We start from the raw sequence: 24,434 nt of genomic DNA, 5'->3' as shown, positions 1-24,434 counted from the left end.
TTTGCTTTTTTTTGTTCAAAAAATTGCCATAAAAATGAATACTACCTGTAATCTATGGATAAATAAATATTAAGAATAACCCGTCCCACTCTTACTCTCAGTTAGGTTTTCAATATTTCATTTTCGCAAAAACAGGATCACTAACTATGAATATTTTTCTAAAAACCGCCTTGAAATTTTAGTAAAAATAGCCTTTTTCCCCAAATTAAACGAGCTTTTCCAAAAATAAAATGTACCAAAACAATACTAATTTACGCTAAAAGTGAAATCCTAGAATGCTCCTTATTAAAGTTTAGCAAATAGTAAAACTAGTTACTTTAAACCGTAAAAAATATCTCCTAACTTATGAAATCTTTCTACAAAACATAAAAAAAGAGCTTATCCATGATGCCAATTTTGGCAATCCTGAACAAGCTCTATTAGAAATATTTAAATGCAACTAGACTTAATACAAAACAGATGCACTCTTTTTTACAGTTTTTTTCAATCAAATTTGAAAAGAAATATTCTTAGATTCTCTCTACTTTACATTCACTTTTTCTTGACAGCTCCACTTTAAAGGGTTGCTCCAATAACCAAGGTGTTCCTTTAATATTGATGATTCCCATTTTAGAGAGATCATTCATAATATTGGATGCTTTTGTTATGGAACATTTGGCTAATTTTGCAAGAACATATATTTTTAACCATCGCGGAAATACTGGATTCGCTGCTGGATCAAGCTGATAGCGTTCAATAATACGCACTAAAACCATATAGATACGTTCTTCCGGATGTCCTAAAAGTAATTTTCTCTTCCATTCTAGCTCTTCCTCAACATCCTCCGCCATTTGTAAAAAGAAATTAGCTAACAATTGTTGTACTTCTAATTTTTCAAATAATTCATTTGCATCAATAATACTATAGGTCATTGCTTCTAATGCATGTATTGATAAACTGTTTTCTGTTGTATAGATGATTCGTTGATCCGCAAAAACACGATAAACATCTGTTGGCTTAATTAAACCTTCTTGTAATACTAATCCTTCCCACATCACGATTACGTTTCCTTGTTCCATCTTCAAGGATTTTCCTGCTGCTAAATGATGTTGCGGGAGATAAAAATTCTTGGTAATCCAAGAATAAATCAATAAATCTTGTTTAACAAATTGATGGAATTCTAAAAAATCCATGTTTTACATCCCTTCGCTTTTCATTCCAATACAGTTTTGTTAATTAAATAATAGTTCCACAATTGAAATGTTAGTTTCTTTCATTCATCAAATATTTTTTCTCTATTAATATTTCTTTAATCCTAAAAAAGGCAGGGTATGTCAATGTTACTACATATCCTACCTTTCTAGTTTTAACGCTATTTACTTATGAGTGACTTCTTCTTCTTGTTGTTACCACCCATAAGAGTAGCCCTAGTGCTAGTAAGCTAATTCCAGTCCAAATTATCCATGGACTTGTTTGATCTCCAGTTTTTGGTAATGGTTTTGCTTCTAGATAGGTTGCTGTGTGTTTTGTGTTATCCGCTACTGTTAATTTCGTGTTCTTGTTTTTCACGGATGGTTTACTTGGTGTTGCTGGATCCGCGACTTTTGTATCCTCTACTTGAATAGTAGCTGTTACGGAAAGTAGTTCTTTTCCAGCATCTGCTGTTCCTTCGTTTGGATCATATGTGTAGACGATTTGATAAGTGCCTACTTTGTTCATATTTACAGTACCGCTTGTTTGTACTTTAGAGAAAGGAATCTTCACACCGTCTCGGTTAGTCGCATTAATGAAATTATCTTCTGCATTCCATTTTCCGCCTTTTTCGATGACGCTATCTTGTACTGTAATTTGTGCTTGATTTTGTAAAACAGTTACATGAGACACTACTTTAACGCCATCATAGATATAGCTAATTTCGTATGTTCCAGCTGTTTCTGTGTCTACTTGTCCTGTCACAGTAACATCCTCGAAAGCAACATTGTCGCCTTTTTTATCAAGTGCTTTATCGAAATTATCTTTAGCGCTCCACTTGTCACCTGTATAAATCGTTGTATCATGTGCTTCTACGCTTGTTTGTCGTGGTGCTACAGTAAGATTGATTGTTGTAGAAACGCCATCATAGCTGTAAGTTACTTGGTACACGCCTGGAGTACTAAGATCTACAGTAGGTGTTTCAGTAACAGTAAGGTCTTTAAAGTCTACTGCATTACCATCTTTATCTAACGCATTATCGAAATTGTCTTTAGCATTCCATGTGTCGCCGGAATAAACAAGTATATCATGCGCATTCACAGCGGTTAATCGTGCTTTAACTGTCACATTAATAGTGGTCGAAACGCCATCATACGTGTAAGTGATCGGATACGTTCCAGCTTCATCGGTATCTACTGTGTCAGTTACCGTTACATCTGTAAAGGCAAGTGCATTACCGTCTTTATCAAGCGCACTATCAAAGTTATCTTTTCCACTCCATGCATCTCCTGTATAAATTACAGAGTCATGGGCATTTACGGCTGTTTGGATTTCTTTAACCGTTAATGTAATCTTTTTAGTGATTTTACCGTACTTGTAAGTTACTTCATAAGCACCAGCTTTAGTAGTATCGACAGTTGGATTTTCTGTTACAGTCACATCTGTAAGTGCTACATTATTACCATCTTTGTCAAAAGCACTATCAAAGTTATCTGCTGCTGTCCATGCATCTCCTACATAAATTGTAGAGTCATGGGCGCTAATACCTTCTTTGTCTTCTTTTACAGTTACAGTAATTGTAGTAGAAACACCATCATACGTATAAGTGATTGTGTTGGTACCAGCTTGAGTTGTATTTACTGTTCCTGTCACAGTTACATCCGCAAATGTTACTGGATTTCCATCTTTATCAAGCGCACTATCAAAGTTATCTGCTGCTGTCCATGTATCTCCTGTGTAGATGGATGAATCATGGGCATTCACTGCAAGTTTCTTATCTTTAACAGTAACATTAATTATTTTGGAAACGCCATCGTACGTGTAAGTGATTGGATATGTTCCTGCTACACTTGTATTTACAGTACCTGATACTGTTACATCAGCGAATGGTACTGCATTTCCTTCTTTATTTAGCGCACTATCAAAATTGTCGCTTGCTTTCCATGTGTCTCCAACATAAAGATTGGAATCATGCGCATTCATGGCAGTTAATCGTGCTTTAACCGTCACATTAATAGTAGTCGAAACGCCATCATATGTGTAAATGATTGGATACGTTCCAGCTCTATCGGTATCTACTGTGCCAGTTACTGTTACATCTGTAAAGGCAAGAGCATTACCGTCTTTATCAAGCGCACTATCAAAGTTATCTGCCGCTGTCCATGTTTCTCCTGTATAAATTGCAGAGTCATGGGCATTCACAGCTGTTTGGATTTCTTTAACCGTTAATGTAATCTTTTTAGTGATTTTACCGTACTTGTAAGTTACTTCATAAGCACCAGCTTTAGTAGTATCGACAGTTGGATTTTCTGTTACAGTCACATCTGCAAGTGCTACATTATTACCATCTTTGTCAAAAGCACTATCAAAGTTGTCTGCTGCTGTCCATGTATCTCCTACATAAATTGTAGAATCATGGGCGCTAATACCTTCTTTGTCTTCTTTTACAGTTACAGTAACTGTAGTAGAAACACCATCATACGTATAAGTGATTGTGTTGGTACCAGCTTGAGTTGTATTTACTGTTCCTGTCACAGTTACATCCGCAAATGTTACTGGATTTCCATCTTTATCAAGCGCACTATCAAAGTTATCTGCTGCTGTCCATGTATCTCCTGTATAGATGGATGAATCATGGGCATTCACTGCAGTTAATTTATCTTTAACAGTAACATTAATTATTTTGGAAACACCATTATACGTGTAAGTGACTGGATATGTTCCTGCCACACTTGTATTTACAGTACCTGATACTGTTACATCGGCAAATGGCACTGTGTTTCCGTCTTTATTTAGTGCACTATCAAAATTATCCGCTGCTGTCCATGTATCTCCAACATAAAGTGTAGAATCATGGGCATTTACTTCTGTTAAATCTTGTGCGACTGTCACTTGAATAGTTACTTCAGCTGTTTTACCATCTTTAGTTACAGTATAAGTGAGTGGATAGGTCCCACCAAGATTGGAGCCATTTTTAATTGCATTTAGTTGTGTTTGGTTTACTTGTACTAAGCTAAGACTATCTTGAGCGCTAGAATTTACGCCACTTTTCACTTCTTCAAATGCCGCTGTTTTAGCAAGATCTAGCCCTTGTGCATTAGTTAAAGCAACCGCCTCTTTATAGGACAGAGAAAAATCAGTTGCACCTATAATGAAGCCATCTTTTTGAACAATAGTTCCATCTGCTGAGGTAACATATACTGGTGCAGTGGAGCTTTTTTGTGTTCCAAAAACATCTTCAATTTGTAGTGTTAAATCAGTTGCGGCAATTGTTTTATTGTTTGTAGAAACACCAACAACTGCGGCAGAACCATCAGTTAATGTTTGGACTGTAGCTATAGCTGTATTTGCGCTTGTCCATTTATAACCATTTGTGCTTGCTTGAATATTTTGGAAGAAAGCTGGCTCAATTGTATCTTCTGCTGCGTCTCCACTTGTTGAGGCAACTTTTGGTAAAGTAATTCCTAAGCTTTGCCCTGTTTGTACACGTTTTTCATTTAAATTCACTTTTAAGTCTTTTGTAGGCTCATATGCGATGTAGCCTGCATTCATAAACTGAGAATCTGGTAAAGTTGGGTCAATTTGTTTCACCCAGCCTTTATCTGCTCCCATGAATGGAACATTACTATTAAGTGAACTATCTCTTCCTATATTTTGTAGCGTGAATTGATACCCATCTTTTTCTGGGAATTTCACAGCATAATCACCATAGCCTACGTTATCGTTATAATCAAAACTATAAGAACCATTGGCATCTGTAATAGCTGTTATATTGTTTCCATCTTTTGTAGCAGGAATATAAGTGGAAGTAGTACTATCCCATTTATAAAGCTCTACTGTTTCGTTCGCTAATACTTCGTCACCTTTTGCTTTTTCATAAAGTCCATTGGCATCTTTATCATTAAATAAAGTTCCTGATACTTCCCCAATCACGAGTTCAGCACCTACTCTAGTTCCTGATAATGATCCAGAGAATGTATTGGTAACAACACGATAGTAAGGGTTGTAAATATCACGTTCCCCAATTTTATTGCCTGTAGTTGCAGTGTCAAACGTTTCATCTACTTTAAGGGGTACTTTAAATGTTTGTGTTTCACCTGCATTGATTTTTGTTTTAACTTTAATGCGGACCATATTAACTTTTTCGTAGTCTGCAACTGTATCTGTATAAATACCAGTAGAGTCATAGTTCGTTTCAGTTGCTTCTGTCGCATAACTTACTTCAAATTGTTCTTGTTGTTCTGCAGTAGCTGGCAATGCACCACTTAGTTTCATATCCCATTTAAAAGGTGCGCTTTGGAATTTTTCTCCAAAGTTTTGCCCTGTTTTTGGAATCGGGATATATAGCTCAAAGGTACTTGCTTCACCACTTGAGGTATTAGTAATTTTAACAGTATAATCAGCGTCCGTTCCTGGTGTGAAGTAAGAAACCGTGCTATCTTCTCCTTCTACATATGCATCTTTTGCACCTTCACCAGCAACACTTAAGAATGTTTCTACTGTAACGGTATCTTGTTTTGGAATACTTAATGTACTACTGTTAACAGAAAGTAATTTCTCATTTTCTGTTCCATTTTTATTCACGTCTAATCCTGCATCGTCGAAATTATTTTGAACGATTGCAGAAGTAATATCAGATCCACCCCAAGCAATTACGCTTTGTGCGTCCATGTTGATACTTTTATCTAGTGTGACATCAAATGTTGTGTCGTAGCTAAGATTTAGATATTGATTTTTTGTTGGATAACCAGTATATACACCAACAGTAACATCCGTTGTTTTTAATACATATACTTTATCGCCATTGTTTGCTGTTTCTTGTTCGATAGTGAAATTAACATCTTGACCATCTTGGTTTGTTAGTTTAATGGAAGATGGTAGGATTTTTGTTCCGGATAAAGCATGTAGATAAACTTCTGGGTTATTAATTACTGTTCTTGTTCCATAAGGATAATCAAATAAAGCTAATGTTGCTTTCGTATTAATAGTTTCTCCTGCTCGTGCTGTTTTGGTAACTGCACCAGCTTTATTGTAAAAGGTTGCAGCTCCATTTGCCGCAGTAGTAATGGAGTCATGAACTCTATCGGTTGAAATAGCAGTAGTTTTCGTATTTGCTTCATCATCGGCAGCCCATATAGACCCCTTGAATTGAACTGATGTAATACCTGGTTTTACTTTTCCATATGAAGCTTTGGAATTCCAACGATACGTAGCAGAAGCTTCTGTATTTTGATATCCAACAGAAAAGTCTCCTACATTCGCTTTCACTTCTGTAAAATACTCACCTTCTTGAAGCCCAACTGCTTTAGCATCTAATCGATACATTCTATCGTTATTTTTAATCAATGCTCCAGCAAAAGTTCGATATGTGGAGTTTAAATTTGTTTTATACTCCACATTAGTTATTTTATTTCCCGAAATAGAACTATCAAAAGGTATATTGACCATGTATGCTTCCCAATTAGGGTCGAATTCAATTTGATACATTTGATTTGTCTTTACACCAGCTGATCTTTTATTATCAATTTGGATACTTCCTCCCCATGTTTCATTATCTGGGTTGATAAGACCATTCGCTGTAAATAAATTCATTTTGTTTAAAATATCTGTATCATCGACTACGTTACAAGTGTCTAGTGATGTAACTGTTGTTAAGTTAGTAGTATTACCAGTTAAAGCATCTGTTTCAAATACTTTTCCGTCATACGTTGTAATAGTCGCATGTGGCACTTCTGTTGCGCTATAAGTCCCTAGAGCTGTTCCTTTTGGCACTTTATATTTAACCGCAAATGCCATAGGCGCATTATACTCTTCTTGCTTATAATCTATTTCCACTTTATGTTCAGTTGGATAATTGGTAATGGTTAGATTAGAAGTACTTTTTAATCCACTACCATTATGATTCACAACGTCAGCAAATTCCATACCTTCTGGATAATAGAGGGTCATTTTGACATTTTTAGCAAGATAATTCATTGCTCCACGACCATCTAATTGGTTACTTCCGTTTACAACCGAATAAGTTTTTGTATAGTTATAGGAATTGGTAGTGTCAGTGCTGGCAAGAACTTCTGTTAACCCTTGATTAACAAACCAATTACGGAACATTGTTTTTACATGGGTTTGGTTTGCATAACCTAATACTAGGTTTCCTTCTGCATGAACCGCTTGTTCAGCAGAATCAACTGGCGTAGTCGCTCCACCAACAAATACTTCTGCTTTTATTGGATTAGCTAAGTCTGCAGCTCCATAATATTTTGCTGCATCTACTCGAACAGAGAAGGTAAAACTTGCTTTTTCTGTTCCTGGGCTTAGATCATAGCTAACTGTCCCAAAAGTTGCTTTATTATAATTTACTTCTCTATCTGGAACTTTCATCGAAGTGATTGCTTTTCCAAGTGGATCACTAGCGCCTAAATAACTGAAAATATTGGAATCAACACCAGTACTAGCTTGGAAATCACTTGGTACAGGAACGGAAACAAAACGCATTCCGTCTGGCAAAGTAAAATTCACTTTCTTACCAGTAGAAGTATTATCACTAAATTCTACAGTTGCTGTAACCTCTTTAATATCACCATTACTCCAAGCAGTTTGATTATAATCTGGTATGCTTAGTGCAATAGTCGTTTGTCCTGACTTTAACATAGTTCTCTTTGTGTCTGTTGTGCTTTTTGTTTCTGTAGAGACTTGGTTATTTTCTTCTGTTTGACTTGCAGGTGTTTCTGTTTCTATATTTGTTTCCTCTTCAGAAATAATCCCACTTACTTCATAAGAAGCTGTATACGTTTTTGTTTCTGGTTCCTCTGCACTTTCATTTTGATAGGTAACAAGGAAGTCAGTATTGCCATTTTTTTCCGCTTTGTAGGTAGCTTCTTGGCCCTCTGTTTCTTTGTTATCAGGTGTTTTAATGCTTAGGATTTTCACCTGTTCATTGGTTGGTGTAACTTTGATACTTAATTCGGCAGACTTTTTATCTTCTGCAAGAGTTGACTGAACGTCATATGTTAGCTCATCCCCACTAACATCCTCGGCAAACACGTTAAGCGCCACTAAATTCAGTTGACCTAATATCAGAAAAACTGTCATTAGCGATAATAAATATCTTCGTGCTCTGTTTGTCTTTATCATTAAAAACTCTCTCCTTTGGTAATTTTCTTGTTGTAAAACAACTGTAAAATGCTGTTGCAGATTTATATTACTAGGAAAGGTGTCTACTGTATAGACTCTAAAATTAATATGAGATAAAAAAATCACCCCACGAGCGATTTCGTACAAACATTCGTCACAAAGGATAAGCGTTTTAGACACATTTTAGACACAAAAAACTTATACTGGAGTTTTTTTATGTTATAAAATAGCTTTAAATGTAGCATTTCTACATATTCCAAATTTTTATTTCAACTTTAACTCTTGACAAAATCGAGAAACGATAGAACACTGCCGCTAAAAATGAGAATAAAAACACCTTCTTTGAATTCATGTAAAATGAAACTAACGAAGGTGTTTTTTGTGAGTACAAGAGTTATGTATCCAATAGAAATAAAAGAAGAAGCAAGCCAAATGAAGCTAACTGATAAAACAAAAAATTATGGACACTTTAAATATAAATAATCCTAGGTGACACTGATATCGAAATGAAGAAATCCATCAATTTCATCAAGGTATAGGGAAACAATATAAATATCAAAATAGTGTTGTTGAATTACCAAAAATAGCGCAATTAAAAATAGCTCTTCGACAAAAAGAAGTGGAACTGAAAATCTTAAAAAAGCACATAATATTGGCAAGGAAGTGAATCCCTCTTATTTTGTTTCCTTAGTAGAAAATCTAAAAGGAACCTATCTAGACAAAAAAACTGCCAAGCATTACAAGTTCCTATATCCACCTATTAATGCTGGAAAAAGGAAGATTTTACACGAACCACCGTGAAAAACAAAGTGGGATACTGTGTAAAACCTATCATTATACGTATGGGTATCGAAAGATTGCTGCACTAATGAAGCAAGAAGAAACTATTGGTATCAATCAAGTTCAACGTATTATTCAAAAGCACAGTTGGCAATGCCAAGTGAAAGTCAAAAAGAAAAACGTTATCCGTAGTATGTCCCGAAAAGAGACACCCACAGATAACGCTCCCATAGAATGTTTCCATTCCTCGCTAAAATTTGAAACATTCTACCTCAATAAAGCGTATTAATACGTTAAATCTATTGTAATCCAAATCGTAAAAGATTAATTAAATATTATAATGAAAAAAGAACTCAGCAAAAATTAGGCTACCAGTCTCTCGTTAATTTCAGAAAACAAACAGCCTAATAAAAGTGTTTTTATTCAATTCTCACTTTTCCGTGTCAGTGCCATTTAAAGTTTAGGTTTTTAGTGTCTTTTTTAATTTCTCTAGCTCTTCTATTGTTTTTCTATAGGTCTGCTTTTCCCATCCAGCTTCCACCTGGTTATAAAAATTTTTTTGATGTTCAATATATTTTTCTTGATTATTCAAATAAAAATACGCCGTTGAAAGAGTTGCATACATCCAGTAATTTTCTTCACCTTCAAGCAAACTTGATTCTATTATAGAAATAACTTCTGAGTATACTTTTTTGCTTTCATAATGTAGATACGTTCTTGTTTCCTCTGTGATGTCTTTTTTTTCTGTTTTTAGTGCTAAACAATTTGCATAATTCTCTCCATTATAATAGTCTTGTTTAATGATAAATCCTTTCTTATAATATTCTATCGCATCATCCAAGTAAGCAAAGTTCCGATTTAGTCTGTATAGGTTTTTGTATATTGCTCCTGTTATACCTAAAGTTTCCAAGTCTAATGATTTTTTTGGATTTAACTCTTTAATAACATCCAATCCATTTTCCAGAGCCTTTGTTTCATTTGGTACTTTTGACTTATATACTGATAAAGCTAATTGTTGAACTACATATTCATTATTGGGGAGCACCTGTTTTAACCTTTTCCATTTTATCGTTGCTTCCACAAATCTATCTGCTTTCATAAGGTGTGTTGCTTCACTTAACAGTTTCATTATAGTGTCGTTACTTTCTTCCGCTTCTTGAATAAATTTATTATACTCTTCATCACTAATTTTGGGAGGTTCTGTATTTGGCAAATATGTATACAATGGGCTGTCCACTATACTACCTTCACTTGATTGTATAAAATCTTTGAGACTATTTTTTATTTTATTAGCCTCATGCTCATCCAGTTCTTCCCCTATTTCTTCGTATGTGAGATATCGAGAATGTTCTAAATCAAAGGGGATTTTATTATCACTTTGAACCATCACAATTGTCGAAAAAGGTCTAACTGCATGTCGTACGCCTAATTCATAAATGGCATTTGGATTCAGAGTAGTCAAGTCAGCAATAACTAAATCTGCATTTAATAAAAGAGCATACATGCTAACATCTATAATAGAAGAGCCTGTTATTTCATCTGCCCTAATTAGCTTATATCCTGCTATTTCTTCTTCAAATAATGGCTTTATAACTTTCGTGTATATTCTATCTAAATCAATTTCTCTTGAATTTTGATAATCCATTTTTTTACCAAATCCCATAGCAACAAAGCATACTTTTGATTTCATTTCTATCCCCCTTACTATTGTTTAGCATAACTTCTAACAGCATTTAACAACCCTGATGAGCTCCAATTAACTAAAACAGTAGCATTATTTGTGATTTTCAAAGGTGTACGTTCACTTCCCCAAGGTTTCAAACCAATTATAGGTTTATTCATCCTCACAGCTTCATCAATCTCATAGTCAATCCATTTACTATAATTACTATACATTCCAGCAACTACTATAATCACACTACAACCACTAATTTGACGAGTAAGCTTCTCTTTTAATTCTTTATCAGTTGAAGAATCATATGGATTATTTGCCGATATAGAATGATTAGCCCACCTGAATAACGAGCTAGAATCAAGCCACTTTTTGATTGTGTCATAATGATATGTATAATTCCAAGAATGGCTAATTAGTAATTTGTAATTTTTTAAATAAGGCATCTTTGTATCTCTCCCTTTAAATTAAATTGATAAAATCTGGATAAACATAAATATTTCTAAAATTATGATTTCCATACTTCTGTGTTTCAAAGTCTGTTACTGATTTCACTTTAAATTTCACTCGTGCTCCAATATTTATATCTTGAGCAATAGGAATGAATTTATAATATAATTGCAACCAATGGCTTTCTTCTTCATGAAACCGTTCACCAGTTGGAATTAAAATATCAATCTTACAAAAAATGTAATCTGTATATTTGATAATATCTGTTATAGAGGCTGCATAAACAGAACTTGAGGGCTTCAATTTTCTCAATAAATCACAACTTTTTTCAACTTCATCATACAAAATATCAGCCGGTACATCCAATTTCATCTTCAAAGATAGTTCCGTGACAAACTCTCGCAGTCCTTGTTTACAATTATTATCTCCGTTTAAAACTATTCCCATCTTGGTTTGATTTATACAACAGTCCATAAACTCTTTTGATCTTTTATCAAATCCCGGAACAAAAAACATATAATAATCATTTTTTGTTACCCAAGAAGCCCCCATCTCGTTAAGACAAACCACACTTTTGAAATAATCTTCTGAAAGTAAAAATAAAATAATGTTACTTCTTTCAATCCTACGTCCTAAATAATTATAGATATTCTCTCCTATCGGAATCTTATTTTTCTCATGAGAAGTATAAACTATATCCGAATTAAGAATCCCGATAGAAACCATTAATCCCCTTAAAACATTCCCATATTGCCTATCTATAGAATTGTGACTCAAAAATATGGACTGGTTTTTTGGGGACTTTAATATATTCCAAAGCATCAAAAATTCACCTACCACTCAAACAATTTGTTAATATTATTATAGCACGTAGATATTTTCTTTACACTGATAATAGCAAATTGAATTTTGACAAATGAGACTCTAAAATTTTTTCATCTGAAGTATAAGTAATTCCACAAACCAGTATATTATATAATTAGACTAAACTATAATTAAATTGTTATACAATAACTTAAAACATTGATAGTATTTCTGAGAAAACTATAGCACACAGCTCAGATTAAATTATTACTTGCAAATACCACTACTGTTAATAAATTGGGGGGGAAGTGAATGAAAATCACTACATTTAAATAATATCAAATTATTGTTCAAAAAACAAAAACCTCTCGGCGAATAAATATGTTAGACCAAAAAACGACAAATAGACTTAAACTATCGCGAATAAACCCAGGAAAAAACACAATACTTGTTTACCACCAATAAATTCAATGCATTATCTTAACCAGAAGCCCCAATGACTGGTTGTACTATATCTAGGGAAATATGAATTACCTAAAATCACGTTACATGGTTTTCATTATACTTTTGACCGCCTACTCTTTGAAATTGGTATCTGCATCAATAAAATGAAAGAGGCTGGTGAACGTTTTGCCAATTATGTCAATTTCTAGGATAACATTCAAAATGGCATTCACTCAATATATATAAAATCAAAAACTCGCAAAGTATTGTTATATCAACACTTTGCGAGACCTATTAAATATTAACCAATCGAACCTTCCATTTCGAACTTAATCAAACGGTTCATTTCGACAGCGTATTCCATTGGTAATTCTTTTGTAAATGGTTCAATGAAGCCCATAACAATCATTTCGGTTGCTTCTTCTTCACTTAAACCACGGCTCATTAGGTAGAAAAGTTGTTCTTCGGATACTTTGGAAACTTTTGCTTCATGCTCTAACGAAATATTACTATTTAGGATTTCGTTATATGGAATTGTATCTGAAGTTGAAAGATTATCCATAATCAGTGTGTCACATTCGATATTGGAACGTGCCCCATCTGCATTACGACCAAAATGTACAATTCCTCGATAGGTTACGTTTCCACCTTGCTTAGAAATTGATTTTGATACAATTGTGGAAGATGTATTTGGTGCGTAGTGCATCATTTTTGCGCCCGCATCTTGACGTTGCCCTTTTCCTGCAATAGCGATAGAAAGGGTCGTTCCACGTGCACCTTCCCCACGTAAATGTACTGCTGGGTATTTCATTGTCAATTTCGAACCAATATTACCGTCAATCCATTCCATCGTAGCATTTTCTTCACAGAAAGTACGTTTTGTTACTAGGTTATATACGTTATTTGCCCAGTTTTGAATGGTTGTATATCGACAATATGCTCCTGGTTTTACAATAATTTCTACAACAGCAGAGTGAAGTGAATTTGTTGTATACACTGGTGCTGTACAGCCTTCCACATAATTCACACTTGCATTTTCATCCACTATAATAAGGGTCCGCTCAAATTGCCCCATATTTTCTGAGTTAATTCGGAAATATGCCTGAAGCGGTGTGTCCACTTTAACGCCTGGTGGTACATAGATGAATGAACCACCTGACCAAACTGCGGAGTTTAGTGCAGCGAATTTATTATCTGTTGGTGGGATAACTTTAGCAAAATATTCTTTAAAGATGTCTTCATTTTCTTTTAGAGCTGAATCAGTATCTTTAAAGACTATTCCTAATTCTTCTAAGTCTTCCTTCATATTATGATAAACAACTTCAGATTCATACTGAGCAGAGGCACCAGCCAAATATTTTTGTTCCGCTTCTGGAATACCTAATTTATCAAAAGTTCGTTTAATTTCTTCCGGAACCTCATCCCATGAACGCACGGTTTGTTCTGACGGTTTCACATAGTAAGTAATGTCTTCAAACTTAAGTTCGGATAAGTCACCACCCCAAGTCGGCATTGGCATTTTATAAAATTGTTCTAAAGACTTCAAACGGAATTCAAGCATCCATTCTGGTTCTTCTTTAATATTCGAAATTTCTCTTACTACTTTTTCTGTTAATCCGCGTTCTGTACGGAACACAGAGGTATCTTTATCATGGAATCCATATTGGTATTCGCCAATTTCTGGAATTTCAGTCATGTCGTATCCTCCTTTTCGCTACTTATTTGGTTCCTTCTTTTTCAAAAATTGCTCGTTCCATCGCCTTCCAGGAAAGGGTTGCGCACTTGATTCTTGCTGGGAATTTCGCAACTCCAGCAAGCGCTTCGACATCACCGTATTCATCAATAGTTTCGTGATCGTGACCTTGAACCATCTCTGAAAACTCACGTGACATTTTTAGTGCTTCTTTCTCGGTTTTTCCAATTATACTTTGCGTCATCATCGAAGCAGAGGCCATCGAAATCGAACAGCCGCTACCAGTGAATTTTGCTGCAACAATTTTATCTCCGTCCATTTTTAAATGAAGATGGATTTGATCGCCACATGTTGGGTTATTAAGGTCAATGGTTACATCGCTATCTGGGAGTTCTCCATTATTACGCGGATTTTTATAGTGATCCATAATGACTTGTCTATATAGCTGATCTAATTTCCGGCTTGTCATAATCCAAAATACTCCTTTGTTAACTTGAGCCCTTCTATAAGCGCATCAATTTCTTCTTTTGTATTATAAATATAAAAGCTTGCACGAGCTGTAGAAGATACATTTAGCCACTTCATCAAAGGTTGTGCACAATGATGTCCTGCGCGAATTGCCACCCCGTCCTCATCCAAAATAGTTGCAACATCATGCGGATGAGCTCCTTCTATGTTAAAAGTCACTAATCCACAACGAAGACTTGCATCGGTTGGACCGTAAATCGTGATACCTTCTACTTTACTCATTTGCTCTATTGCATAGCTTACTAATTCTTGTTCGTAGGCATGAATATTACTAATTCCAATCTCTGCCAAGTAATCAATCGCTGCACCAAGCGCAATAGCTCCGCCGATAATTGGTGTTCCAGCTTCCAATTTCCAAGGTAGTTCTTTCCAAGTGGAATCGTATAATTCAACAAAATCAATCATTTCTCCGCCAAATTCGGTCGGTTCCATTTTTTCTAGTAATTCTCGTTTTCCATACAATACACCAATACCAGTAGGAGCCATCATTTTATGACCAGAAAAAGCATAAAAATCAGCATCTAAATCGACTACATTTACTTCCATATGCGGCACGGCTTGCGCACCATCCACAAGGATTACTGCACCGACTTTATGGGCTAGTGCTGCAATTTCTTTTATCGGAGTAATTGTCCCAAGAACATTTGAAACATGCGCCAAAGCAACTATTTTTGTTTTTTCACTAATTGCTTTTTCTGCTTGTTCTATAGAAATGGTACCATCTTCTTCTAGCTCGATATACTTCAAAACCGCGCCTTTACGTTTAGCAAGTTGTTGCCACGGAATCAAATTGGAATGATGCTCTAAATAAGAAATAACGATCTCATCGCCAGCTTCGATATTTGTCTCTCCGTAACTATCTACCACTAAATTAATTGCCGAAGTGGTTCCTCTTGTAAAAATAATTTCTGCTACTTCCCGTGCCTGAATAAACTTTGCTACTTTAGCACGTGCTAATTCAAATGCATCTGTCGCTCTAGCCGCAAGTGTATGCACTCCACGATGTACATTCGCATTATCAAATTCATAGTAGTGAGTTAAGGCTTGGATAACTTGTTTTGGTTTTTGTGAAGTAGCCGCATTATCTAAATAGGCTAACGGTTTTTCATTTATTTCTTGGGCTAGTATTGGAAAGTCCGCACGAATTTTTTGGATATCTATCATTTAGCGCACTTTCCCTTCAATTACTTCCCGCAGCATTGATTTAACACTTTCGATTGGTAGTTGACGTACAACTGGATCTAAGAAGCCGTGAATGACTAAACGTTCTGCTTCTTTTTGTGAAATACCGCGACTCATTAAATAGAATAGTTGCAATGGATCCACACGACCAACAGAAGCTGCATGTCCTGCAACAACGTCATTTTCATCTATTAATAGAATTGGATTTGCGTCACCGCGTGCTTCTGGGCTAAGCATTAATACACGTGATTCTTGTTGTGCATCAGACTTAGAAGCGCCGTGCTTAATATGACCAATTCCGTTAAAGATAGTTGTTGCTCTTTCTTTCATAACACCATGGGATAAAATCGTACCATTCGACGCCTTACCATAATGAGTTACACGAGTGGTTACGTTTTGTGTTTGTTTTCCACGTCCAACCGTTACTGTCTTCACATCAGCAGATGAGCCGTCACCCATTAAATTCGTTACGTTTTCATTGATTGTATCGCCATCATTCATTAGACCAAGCGCCCATTCAATTTGGCTGTCCGTGCCGATATGACCGCGACGATTTACATAAGTAGTTGCCTCGCTCGCTAGATTATCAACTCCGCCAAAAGTAATTCGGGCATTTTTTTCGGCAATAACTTCTTCAACAATACTTACAATTCCTTTTGGTTCATTATCTACTGTTACATAGTTTTCCACATAAGTAACTGCACTATTATCATCAGCAACAAGTAACACATGGTTCACTAGCGGAGATTCTGCTTTATCTTGTACAAAAACCGCTTGAATTGGCGATTTTACTTCCACATTCTTTGGTATATATAAGAAAATACCACCATTAACCAGTGCCGCATGGAAAGCAGTCAATTTATGTTCACTTACTTGCACCGCATCTGTCATATAATATTTTTTTACAAGCTCTGGATGATTTTTAACAGCCGAAATAATATCGGTAAAGATAACACCCTGTTCGCTTAATTCTTGACTGAGTTGTAATCTTGCCGGACGTTCATCCATTTGAACGTAAAAGTTTGTTTCTTTATTATCTAAATCCACTAGATTCGCTACTTTTTCAGGTAAAGTTTCATTTGTTACGCCTTCTTTAAAAGGTATAAATGTTTCAAACTTTGTGAAATTCCAGCGTGTTATCTTTGTTTTATCCACATAAGGTAAGTCCAGTTCCCCATAAGCTTTAAAAGCAGTGCGACGAATATCTAAAAACCAATCTGGTTCATTCGCATTACTTGAAAAAGCGTGGATAAAATCATCTTTAATCGTCATATTTTCTGTCATGATTTTAACCTCACTTCCTTATTGTTGGTCTACTGCTTCTTCTTCCTCAAATTCAATACCAAGTTCTTGTTTAATCCAGTCATAACCTTCTGCTTCTAAACGTTTAGCAAGCTCTGGTCCGCCTTCTTTAACTACTTTCCCTTGCATCATTACATGTACAAAGTCTGGAGTAATGTAATTAAGGAGACGTTGGTAATGGGTAATAATCAAGCAGCCAAATCCTTCGCCGCGCATTTCATTTACACCTTTAGAAACAACTTTAAGTGCATCAATATCAAGACCGGAGTCAATTTCGTCTAAGATTGCTAGTTTTGGTTCAATCATAAGTAGTTGTAAGATTTCATTACGTTTTTTCTCTCCGCCTGAAAATCCTTCATTTAGGTAACGTTCTGCCATTTCTTCGTCCATATCTAAAATATCCATTTTGGCATCTAATTTACGGATAAATTGCATTACAGGAATTTCGTCACCTTCTTCACGTCGGCTGTTGATTGCCGCACGGATGAACTCAGCATTTGTAACTCCGCTAATTTCACTTGGATATTGCATCGCTAAGAAAAGTCCACAACGAGCGCGTTCATCTACTTCCATTTCTAAAACATCTTCGCCGTCAAGTGTGATTGTACCTTGTGTTACTTCATATTTTGGATGCCCCATAATAGCTGAGGACAACGTAGATTTCCCTGTTCCATTTGGTCCCATAATAGCATGGATTTCTCCAGTTGAAATTTCAAGATTAACACCTTTCAAAATTTCTTTTCCTTCTATTTCAACATGTAAATCTTGAATCTTTAAAGTTGCCATAAAAAAAGTCCTCCCTAGTGTAAAATTTGCATAATCCTAGTTTAGTATAATTCTAATCTGATTACAACTATAAAAACCAGCACTCTTCGCATTCTCCCCTTCATTCTACTATTAATAGCCGATTTTTTCCAGTTTTCAAGCATTATCAGTATTTCCCTTTTATTTGAGAATATTCAAGAACAGCAACTAATGAAATAGATGCGCCCTACATATCAATAAAAAAGCAGATTATCCCCTGGTAAAAAAAGGATTGTATATCTTATTTAGATGTGTTATTGTTGTAACGTAACAAATTTGCAACATAATAACCTATTTGTAATAAACGATTAAATATTGAAGGAGAATTTAAATATGAAGAAAGCAATAATGGCTGTGACCATCTTTGTATTGCTTTTAACTACACTATCCGGTTGTAGTTCACCAAAGTCAGACTTCACTGCAGCTCTAAAGAAAGTTACTGAAAACAAACAATATACAACAGATGTCAAATTCCAAATTAACGACCTATCAGATAATTACATAAAACAATTGGGGCCTGATATTACTTTAACTCAACTAAAAAAATCTAATCTTCAATATAAAGTTTCCGTAAATAGCGAGTCTGATTCTTCTTATAGTAGTTTCTCGGTTCACTGGGCTGGTAATAAGCCAATTGACTTAACTTTACATGCACTTCAAAATAGTGACGACGGAAAAGCTTATATTCCGGTATCAGATATATATGATGCGTCTGATAGTATCTCCAGTTTACTAAACGATTCAACTGCTACCATTTTCAATGAAGTTCTTGCTCAAAATAAAGAATTGGAATCAAAGTATCTTAATCTTTTTGAAACTGTTCAAAACTTTTCTAATCAGACAATCGATTCAGAAACCGTTGATCGCCAAGCTGAACAACTGAAAAAAATTGAAGAAAAAAGTGGTATTGCAATTTATAGCTATTTAAATAACCTTGATGATCAACACTTCACCGCAAAAGATAACGGTGATATCGTGCTCAAATTAAGTAAAAAAGAAATTAGCGATATGATTAACGAAGTACTGAAAACCCTTGATGACGACGGCAATATCGTTACCCTTATTTCTGAAATTAATAGCAGTACACAAAAAGAAGCCAAATCTACTTGGCAAACGCAACAAAAATCCATTCGTTCTGCATTAAAAAAGCTTACATCTACAAAAACACAAAGCTTGGATTTCCGATTAACTTTAACACCAGATAGCAAAAAAGGTTTTAGTAAAGCCACTATTGACACCAATTATAAAGATGAAGCATCAAATCACTTAATGAACTTCACTACAACCATTGATATGTTAGACTATGAAAAAGTTCCTTCCATGCCAAAAGGAAATGAAATTGTTTCTAAAAAAGAACTTGATAAAGCCATTTCAGATGGTTTAAAACTTTATTTAGGAAGTACCATACAATAAAAAAAACCTTTTACCGACTTGGTAAAAGGATTTTTTTTATTGTTTACTTATCAACTGGAACTACTGCGCCGTCCCATTCTTTTGTAATATAGTCTTGAATTTCTTTAGAGTGAAGCACAGTCACTAATTCTTTAACATTTTTATCGTCTTTATTCTCCTCTGTTGTAACAACAATATTAGCGTATGGAGAGTCTTTGCTTTCAATCGCAATGGCATCTTTGGAAGGATTTAAGCCTTGATCAACTACAAAGTTAGAATTAATCGCAACAACATCGCCTTCTTCGTTATTGTAAGCAGTCATTAAATAAGCTGGATCAAAATCATATTTGAATTTTAAATTTTTAGGGTTATCTTTAATATCATCAAAAGTTGCATCTTGCGCTTTAACACCATCTTTTAAAGTTAATAGCCCATTATCTACAAAAATACCAATAACACGTGGCCAATCTGATTTTGAATTAGAAAGTAATACTTGTGCGCCGTCTTTTAAATCTTTAATATCTTTTACTTTTTTGGAGTAGATTCCCATTGGTTCGATATGGATTGCACCAACATCAGCAAATTTATATCCTTTTTCCTTTTCTTCTAGTTCAAGGTAAGGTTTATGTTGGAAATAGTTGGCATCCAAGTCGCCTTCTTCAAGTGCTTTATTCGGCATAACATAATCTGTATACTTTACAATCTTCAAATTAATTCCTTTTTCTTTCAAAATTGGTTTTGCTTGCTCCAAAATTTGAGCATGAGGCGTGTTTGAAGCACCTACTACCAATTCCTTATCGTCTGTTTTACTGGATGATGCTTTATCAGATGAGCTACCACAAGCTGTAAGTACTAAAATTAAACTTAATGTAAAAATAAATCCAAGAACCTTTTTCATGAAAATCTCTCCTTTTTTGCGGGGATTCCGCGTTTTTTATATAAATTGCTTCATATACTTAGGTTAGCGTTTGTCGGTTCGTTTGGTTAAAAAGTCGCCGATAAACTGAAAAATAAAGACTATAATCAAAATAATAATGGTTGCTAAAACTGTTACATCTGGTTGCCCGCGTTGGAATCCTTCCAGATATGCGGTATTTCCAAGTCCACCGGCACCAATGACACCTGCCATCGCTGTGAAACCTACTAAAGAAATGGCTGTAACTGTAATACCAGAAATTATCGCTGGTAAAGCTTCCGGGATAAGCACTTTTCCAATTATGGTGAACATATTAGCACCCATTGATTTTGCCGCTTCAATAACTCCTTTGTCTACTTCACGAAAAGCAATTTCCACCATCCGACCATAAAAAGGAGCAGCCGAGATAATTAACGCTGGTAAAGCGGCTTTCGGTCCAATAACTGTACCAACTAGCGATTTTGTCATTGGGAGAAGCAGGACAATTAAAATAATAAACGGAATGGAACGGAAAACGTTGACTAGTATTGCTGTAATCCAGTAAAGAATACGGGCACCAGTATGTTTTTTATTATTTGTTAAAAATAGTAACAATCCTAACACAATTCCTAATAAAAATACTGCAAATAGTGAAGTAAGTGTCATATATAATGTTTCTTGTGTTGCTACCCACATCATTTGAAAATCAACATTTGGGAATAATTCTTGTAATTTCGTCATCGCTCTAACACTTCCGTTTCTACATTAAGTTGACGTAGCTGTGTTAGACTCGCATTAATCGCTTCTTTCGCACCTAGTATCTGTACATAAAGCGTTCCATAAGCGCCGTTTTGTGTTTGTGTTAAATTACCATGGAGGACATTTAGCATAACATCATTATCTTTCGCAACTTGAGAAATCACAGGTTGGGTTGCATTTTCGCTCATAAATAACAGTTTAACTATTTCACCTTCTGCATAGTTTTCAAGTAGCAGATGAATTAATTCTTCCGTTTCATCTGAATCAGTTACTTGACGAACAAAGCGTTGGGTTACTTTTTCTTTTGGATGACGGAAAACATCTAATACTTCTCCAAGTTCAACAACTTTTCCGTTTTCCATCACGGCTACACGATTACATATTTTTCGAATAACATGCATTTCGTGGGTGATAACAATGATTGTAAGGTTGAGGCGTTTGTTAATATCTAATAAAAGTTCTAAAACTTCATCTGTTGTTTGTGGATCTAGTGCGGAGGTTGCTTCATCACATAATAGCACTTTGGGATTATTAGCAAGCGCTCTAGCAATTCCTACCCGTTGCTTTTGCCCACCACTTAGTTCAGCTGGATAAGCATTTTCTTTTCCTTCTAGTCCAACTAACCGAATTAATTCATTAACGCGAAATCGTCTTTTTTCACCGCGTACGCCAGCAATTTCTAACGGAAAGGCAATGTTTTCAGCAACAGTACGTGACCATAATAAATTAAAATGTTGAAAAATCATTCCAATTTGTTGCCGAGCTTTTCGAAGTTTTCCACCACGGATCTGACTAATTAGTAAGTTATCCACCTCTACTGAACCTTCAGTTGGTAGCTCTAATCCGTTGAACATTCTTATCAACGTACTTTTTCCAGCGCCTGAATAGCCTACTACACCAAATATTTCTCCTTGTTCAATTTCTAAATCGACATTATCGACTGCTCGGACTTTATTATTTCTTGATGTATATTCTTTTACAACGTGCTGTAATGTTATCATCTCTATCACCTTTTCTACATTTCTGGTATACAAAAAGCCTTTCTGCTGATGAGCAGAAAGGCAGCATTTTTTCAAATGGACTAACTTCCTTCTCATCTTTCAGAACAATTAACTGTTCTGCATGATTTAGCACCTTAAACACAAAATGAACTATTGTTTAGGTTGCTGGGTTTCACAGGGCATTTCCCTCCACCACTCTGGATAAGATTTCTACATATAATTATATCACTTCATTTATGACTATCGTGACATTTCTTGTTTTTTCATATTACCTTTTCCACTCTACTTTGTCAATAAATTTTTACTAATAGCTTATTAATTGTAATTTAATTCACTAATTATAACGGTATTTCTTTGATCATCTATACTAGTTAATTGTGAGGCAATTTTTACTTGTGCTCTATTTTGAGAATTAATTTTACCCTTATTTATTTGGGCTAAATAAACAAAAATCACAACGACTGTAATACAAGCAACAACAATTAAGACAAAATGCTTTTTCATTTGTTCACCCTCCGTAATTTATATTCTACTGAATGAATATAAACCATGAGGAAAGAAAAATTTAAGAATTATTAAAGATTAACTGAGTGGTAATTTAACGATAAAACTAGTTTTCCGATGTTTGCTCTCAGCAGTAACAAGTCCACCATGTTTTTCAACAATTGATTTGGCGATAGCAAGCCCCAAGCCAGTTCCAGTCGTTGTTCTATTTTTATCAGCTTTATAAAATCGCTCAAATAAATATGGTAAATCGATTTCTGAAATTTCTTGTCCGTAATTCGTTACTTTTACAACAGCCATATTTCCTTCTTGTTTTGCGCTTACGTCGATTTGCTTATTTCCTTCTCCGTACCGAAGCGCATTCGAAAACAGATTTTCAAATAAACGCATGATTTGATTGCCATCACCGCTAATAATTAACTTTTTGGCATCAAAATGCTCTACGATTTTCATATTTCGTTCCGTTGCTTGTCCATCATATTCGGCAACTAGCTGACTTAATAATTCAATAACGTCTAATTCATCTTTTTTTAATTGATACTCAACGCTATCAAGTCTTGTATAAGAAAACAAGTCATCAATCAGCTTATGCAGATGTCGTGCCTTACCGTAAACCAGCTCCGTGTAATAACGCAATTCCACTTCATCACGATAACGATCTTCATGAATATAACTTAAGTACCCCAAAATTGAAGTCAGTGGTGTCCTAAGATCATGCGAAACATTCGTAATTAAATCATTTCTAGCTTGTTGCGCCTGCTCTTCTTGTTTCATTAATTTATTTTGTCGTTCTCGCATGTTTTCGATATTTCGCTCTAATTCTTGAATTTCAGGAACAAAACTCTCTGTATCCACTGGTTTTCCATCGTTTAGCGCAAAATTTATTGTTCGCAATTGCTTTTTCAAAAGTTTTTGCCGCATGTAGCGATAGAAAAAGGAGAAAAATAAGCAAGTAATCAAGAAAATAATAAAATAATTGATTAATAATACCCAAATGGAATCCATCACACGAACATATTTATTAGGACCAAATAAACTGACAATCGCTCGAGTAACTTCTTTTAAAAATAAAGAATCATCTCTAATGGAGATAGCCCATAAATATATAGTTCGTACCGTAACCATGCCTAAAACCCATGAAATAACAGCGAAAAAAGTTGCTTGCCAAATATTCATCACATGGCTAATTTTAGTAAACAACATTTCAAGTTTATATTTCAACTTTGTATCCTACTCCCCATATAGTCTTAATCACATTTTCCCCGCCCATAGCATCTCGTAATTTATCACGCAAATTGCTAATATGGACCATAACCGTTTTACTTGCTCCAAGCGCTTTTTCTTGCCAAATTTTTTCGAAAATATATTCGGAACTAAATACTCGCCCTGGTTCACTTGCAAGCAAAAATAAAATATCAAATTCCGAAGTTGTTAAATGTAGTTCTTTTCCACTAACTGTCACCACATGAAGCGCACGATCAACAATGATTGGTCCAATGATAACTTTATCCTGACTAATCGGCTCTACTTGACTCATTTGTTGCATTCGCCTCAAAATTGCTTTGACACGGACAGAAAGCTCTAATGGATTAAACGGCTTCACCATGTAATCATCTGCACCAGTTAAAAGCCCCATTATCTTATCATTATCTTCCGCCTTCGCACTAAGCATCAAAATGGGCGTCAAAATACCTTCACTTCGCATTAAACGGCATACTTCTAAGCCATCCATTTCCGGCATCATAATATCTAATATAACTAAAGTAGGTTGCTTATCTTGCACAAGACGCCAAACCTCTGCTCCATCATATGCTTGGTAAATCGTATATCCTTCATTTTGCAAATATAATTTCACTAAATCCACAATTTCTTTATCATCATCCGCAATTAAAATAGAAGTTGTCATACTTAATTTTCCTTTCC

General features: G+C 35.1%; 17 protein-coding genes, 1 pseudogene and 1 riboswitch. Of the genes and pseudogenes, 2 read left to right on the top strand and 16 right to left on the bottom strand.

Going from position 1 to position 24,434, the window contains the following annotated elements:
* Nucleotides 1–509 precede the first annotated feature (509 nt).
* Nucleotides 510–1,172 (bottom strand): Crp/Fnr family transcriptional regulator, encoded by a 663-nt coding sequence (locus tag HCJ45_RS13345; RefSeq protein ID WP_187125146.1) that lies wholly within the window; start codon nt 1,170–1,172, stop codon nt 510–512.
* A gap of 187 nt (nt 1,173–1,359) precedes the next feature.
* The gene (gene lcp, locus HCJ45_RS13340; RefSeq protein ID WP_187125145.1) at nt 1,360–8,301 is read right to left on the bottom strand and encodes a putative cellulose-binding protein LCP; all 6,942 of its coding nucleotides are present in this window, start codon (nt 8,299–8,301) and stop codon (nt 1,360–1,362) included.
* Nucleotides 8,302–8,682: 381 nt separating this feature from the next.
* Between lcp and HCJ45_RS13335 the strand changes: the two are divergent.
* A pseudogene (locus tag HCJ45_RS13335) lies at nt 8,683–9,489 on the top strand (IS3 family transposase).
* A gap of 52 nt (nt 9,490–9,541) precedes the next feature.
* On the opposite strand, the gene HCJ45_RS13330 reads toward HCJ45_RS13335, so the two are convergent.
* The 8 genes from HCJ45_RS13330 to sufC form a co-directional block, all read right to left on the bottom strand.
* Entirely contained in the window at nt 9,542–10,771 is a 1,230-nt protein-coding gene (locus tag HCJ45_RS13330) for a TRAFs-binding domain-containing protein (RefSeq protein ID WP_187125144.1), read from the bottom strand.
* Nucleotides 10,772–10,785: 14 nt separating this feature from the next.
* Complete coding sequence (locus HCJ45_RS13325; RefSeq protein ID WP_187125143.1) at nt 10,786–11,199, bottom strand: TIR domain-containing protein; 414 nt, start codon at nt 11,197–11,199, stop codon at nt 10,786–10,788.
* 16 nt (nt 11,200–11,215) lie between these two features.
* Nucleotides 11,216–12,025: a toll/interleukin-1 receptor domain-containing protein gene (locus HCJ45_RS13320; protein ID WP_187125142.1), complete on the bottom strand. Its 810-nt coding sequence runs from the start codon at nt 12,023–12,025 to the stop codon at nt 11,216–11,218.
* Between the two features lie 727 nt (nt 12,026–12,752).
* The gene (sufB, locus tag HCJ45_RS13315) at nt 12,753–14,147 is read right to left on the bottom strand and encodes a Fe-S cluster assembly protein SufB (protein WP_187125141.1); all 1,395 of its coding nucleotides are present in this window, start codon (nt 14,145–14,147) and stop codon (nt 12,753–12,755) included.
* A gap of 22 nt (nt 14,148–14,169) precedes the next feature.
* Entirely contained in the window at nt 14,170–14,613 is a 444-nt protein-coding gene (sufU, locus tag HCJ45_RS13310) for a Fe-S cluster assembly sulfur transfer protein SufU (RefSeq protein ID WP_003722439.1), read from the bottom strand.
* Entirely contained in the window at nt 14,610–15,836 is a 1,227-nt protein-coding gene (locus tag HCJ45_RS13305; protein ID WP_187125140.1) for a cysteine desulfurase, read from the bottom strand. Before HCJ45_RS13305 ends, sufU begins: the two co-directional genes overlap by 4 nt.
* Nucleotides 15,837–17,138: a Fe-S cluster assembly protein SufD gene (gene sufD, locus HCJ45_RS13300; RefSeq protein WP_187125139.1), complete on the bottom strand. Its 1,302-nt coding sequence runs from the start codon at nt 17,136–17,138 to the stop codon at nt 15,837–15,839.
* An 18-nt stretch (nt 17,139–17,156) separates the two neighbouring features.
* Nucleotides 17,157–17,942 (bottom strand): Fe-S cluster assembly ATPase SufC, encoded by a 786-nt coding sequence (sufC, locus tag HCJ45_RS13295; protein ID WP_187125138.1) that lies wholly within the window; start codon nt 17,940–17,942, stop codon nt 17,157–17,159.
* A gap of 351 nt (nt 17,943–18,293) precedes the next feature.
* Between sufC and HCJ45_RS13290 the strand changes: the two genes are divergently transcribed.
* Complete coding sequence (locus HCJ45_RS13290; protein WP_187125137.1) at nt 18,294–19,373, top strand: Lmo2079 family surface lipoprotein; 1,080 nt, start codon at nt 18,294–18,296, stop codon at nt 19,371–19,373.
* A gap of 43 nt (nt 19,374–19,416) precedes the next feature.
* Here HCJ45_RS13290 and HCJ45_RS13285 read toward each other — a convergent pair whose 3' ends face one another.
* The 6 genes from HCJ45_RS13285 to cesR all read right to left on the bottom strand — a co-directional run bounded on the left by HCJ45_RS13285 (nt 19,417) and on the right by cesR (nt 24,417).
* Nucleotides 19,417–20,250 (bottom strand): MetQ/NlpA family ABC transporter substrate-binding protein, encoded by an 834-nt coding sequence (locus tag HCJ45_RS13285; RefSeq protein ID WP_187125136.1) that lies wholly within the window; start codon nt 20,248–20,250, stop codon nt 19,417–19,419.
* A gap of 63 nt (nt 20,251–20,313) precedes the next feature.
* Nucleotides 20,314–20,988, bottom strand: coding sequence for a methionine ABC transporter permease (locus HCJ45_RS13280; protein ID WP_185345516.1), 675 nt, complete (start codon nt 20,986–20,988; stop codon nt 20,314–20,316).
* Entirely contained in the window at nt 20,985–22,007 is a 1,023-nt protein-coding gene (locus HCJ45_RS13275) for a methionine ABC transporter ATP-binding protein (protein ID WP_187125135.1), read from the bottom strand. The genes HCJ45_RS13280 and HCJ45_RS13275 overlap by 4 nt, the downstream gene beginning before the upstream one ends.
* 89 nt (nt 22,008–22,096) lie before the next feature.
* A riboswitch (SAM riboswitch) is annotated at nt 22,097–22,215 on the bottom strand.
* Between the two features lie 107 nt (nt 22,216–22,322).
* On the bottom strand, nt 22,323–22,511 hold the full coding sequence (locus HCJ45_RS13270; RefSeq protein ID WP_187125134.1) for a hypothetical protein: 189 nt from the start codon (nt 22,509–22,511) through the stop codon (nt 22,323–22,325).
* Nucleotides 22,512–22,589: 78 nt separating this feature from the next.
* Nucleotides 22,590–23,732, bottom strand: a complete 1,143-nt coding sequence (locus tag HCJ45_RS13265) for a sensor histidine kinase (RefSeq protein ID WP_187125133.1) — start codon at nt 23,730–23,732, stop codon at nt 22,590–22,592.
* On the bottom strand, nt 23,722–24,417 hold the full coding sequence (gene cesR, locus HCJ45_RS13260) for a response regulator CesR (RefSeq protein ID WP_185345528.1): 696 nt from the start codon (nt 24,415–24,417) through the stop codon (nt 23,722–23,724). The genes HCJ45_RS13265 and cesR overlap by 11 nt, the downstream gene beginning before the upstream one ends.
* Nucleotides 24,418–24,434: the final 17 nt, after the last annotated feature.

The sequence above is a fragment of the Listeria immobilis genome (genome assembly GCF_014322845.1).
Taxonomy (GTDB): domain Bacteria; phylum Bacillota; class Bacilli; order Lactobacillales; family Listeriaceae; genus Listeria; species Listeria immobilis.
Note: the sequence above shows the minus strand (reverse complement) of the source record. Positions and strands in the feature narration are given on the sequence as shown.

Coding starts and splice junctions, on each gene's coding strand:
- HCJ45_RS13290 (WP_187125137.1), top strand. CDS start 18,294: ATGAAGAAAGCAATAATGGCTGTGACCATCTTTGTATTGCTTTTAACT.
- lcp (WP_187125145.1), bottom strand. CDS start 8,301: ATGATAAAGACAAACAGAGCACGAAGATATTTATTATCGCTAATGACA.
- HCJ45_RS13270 (WP_187125134.1), bottom strand. CDS start 22,511: ATGAAAAAGCATTTTGTCTTAATTGTTGTTGCTTGTATTACAGTCGTT.
- HCJ45_RS13345 (WP_187125146.1), bottom strand. CDS start 1,172: ATGGATTTTTTAGAATTCCATCAATTTGTTAAACAAGATTTATTGATT.
- cesR (WP_185345528.1), bottom strand. CDS start 24,417: ATGACAACTTCTATTTTAATTGCGGATGATGATAAAGAAATTGTGGAT.
- HCJ45_RS13280 (WP_185345516.1), bottom strand. CDS start 20,988: ATGACGAAATTACAAGAATTATTCCCAAATGTTGATTTTCAAATGATG.
- HCJ45_RS13320 (WP_187125142.1), bottom strand. CDS start 12,025: ATGCTTTGGAATATATTAAAGTCCCCAAAAAACCAGTCCATATTTTTG.
- HCJ45_RS13330 (WP_187125144.1), bottom strand. CDS start 10,771: ATGAAATCAAAAGTATGCTTTGTTGCTATGGGATTTGGTAAAAAAATG.
- HCJ45_RS13305 (WP_187125140.1), bottom strand. CDS start 15,836: ATGATAGATATCCAAAAAATTCGTGCGGACTTTCCAATACTAGCCCAA.
- HCJ45_RS13325 (WP_187125143.1), bottom strand. CDS start 11,199: ATGCCTTATTTAAAAAATTACAAATTACTAATTAGCCATTCTTGGAAT.
- HCJ45_RS13285 (WP_187125136.1), bottom strand. CDS start 20,250: ATGAAAAAGGTTCTTGGATTTATTTTTACATTAAGTTTAATTTTAGTA.
- HCJ45_RS13275 (WP_187125135.1), bottom strand. CDS start 22,007: ATGATAACATTACAGCACGTTGTAAAAGAATATACATCAAGAAATAAT.
- sufU (WP_003722439.1), bottom strand. CDS start 14,613: ATGACAAGCCGGAAATTAGATCAGCTATATAGACAAGTCATTATGGAT.
- sufD (WP_187125139.1), bottom strand. CDS start 17,138: ATGACAGAAAATATGACGATTAAAGATGATTTTATCCACGCTTTTTCA.
- sufB (WP_187125141.1), bottom strand. CDS start 14,147: ATGACTGAAATTCCAGAAATTGGCGAATACCAATATGGATTCCATGAT.
- sufC (WP_187125138.1), bottom strand. CDS start 17,942: ATGGCAACTTTAAAGATTCAAGATTTACATGTTGAAATAGAAGGAAAA.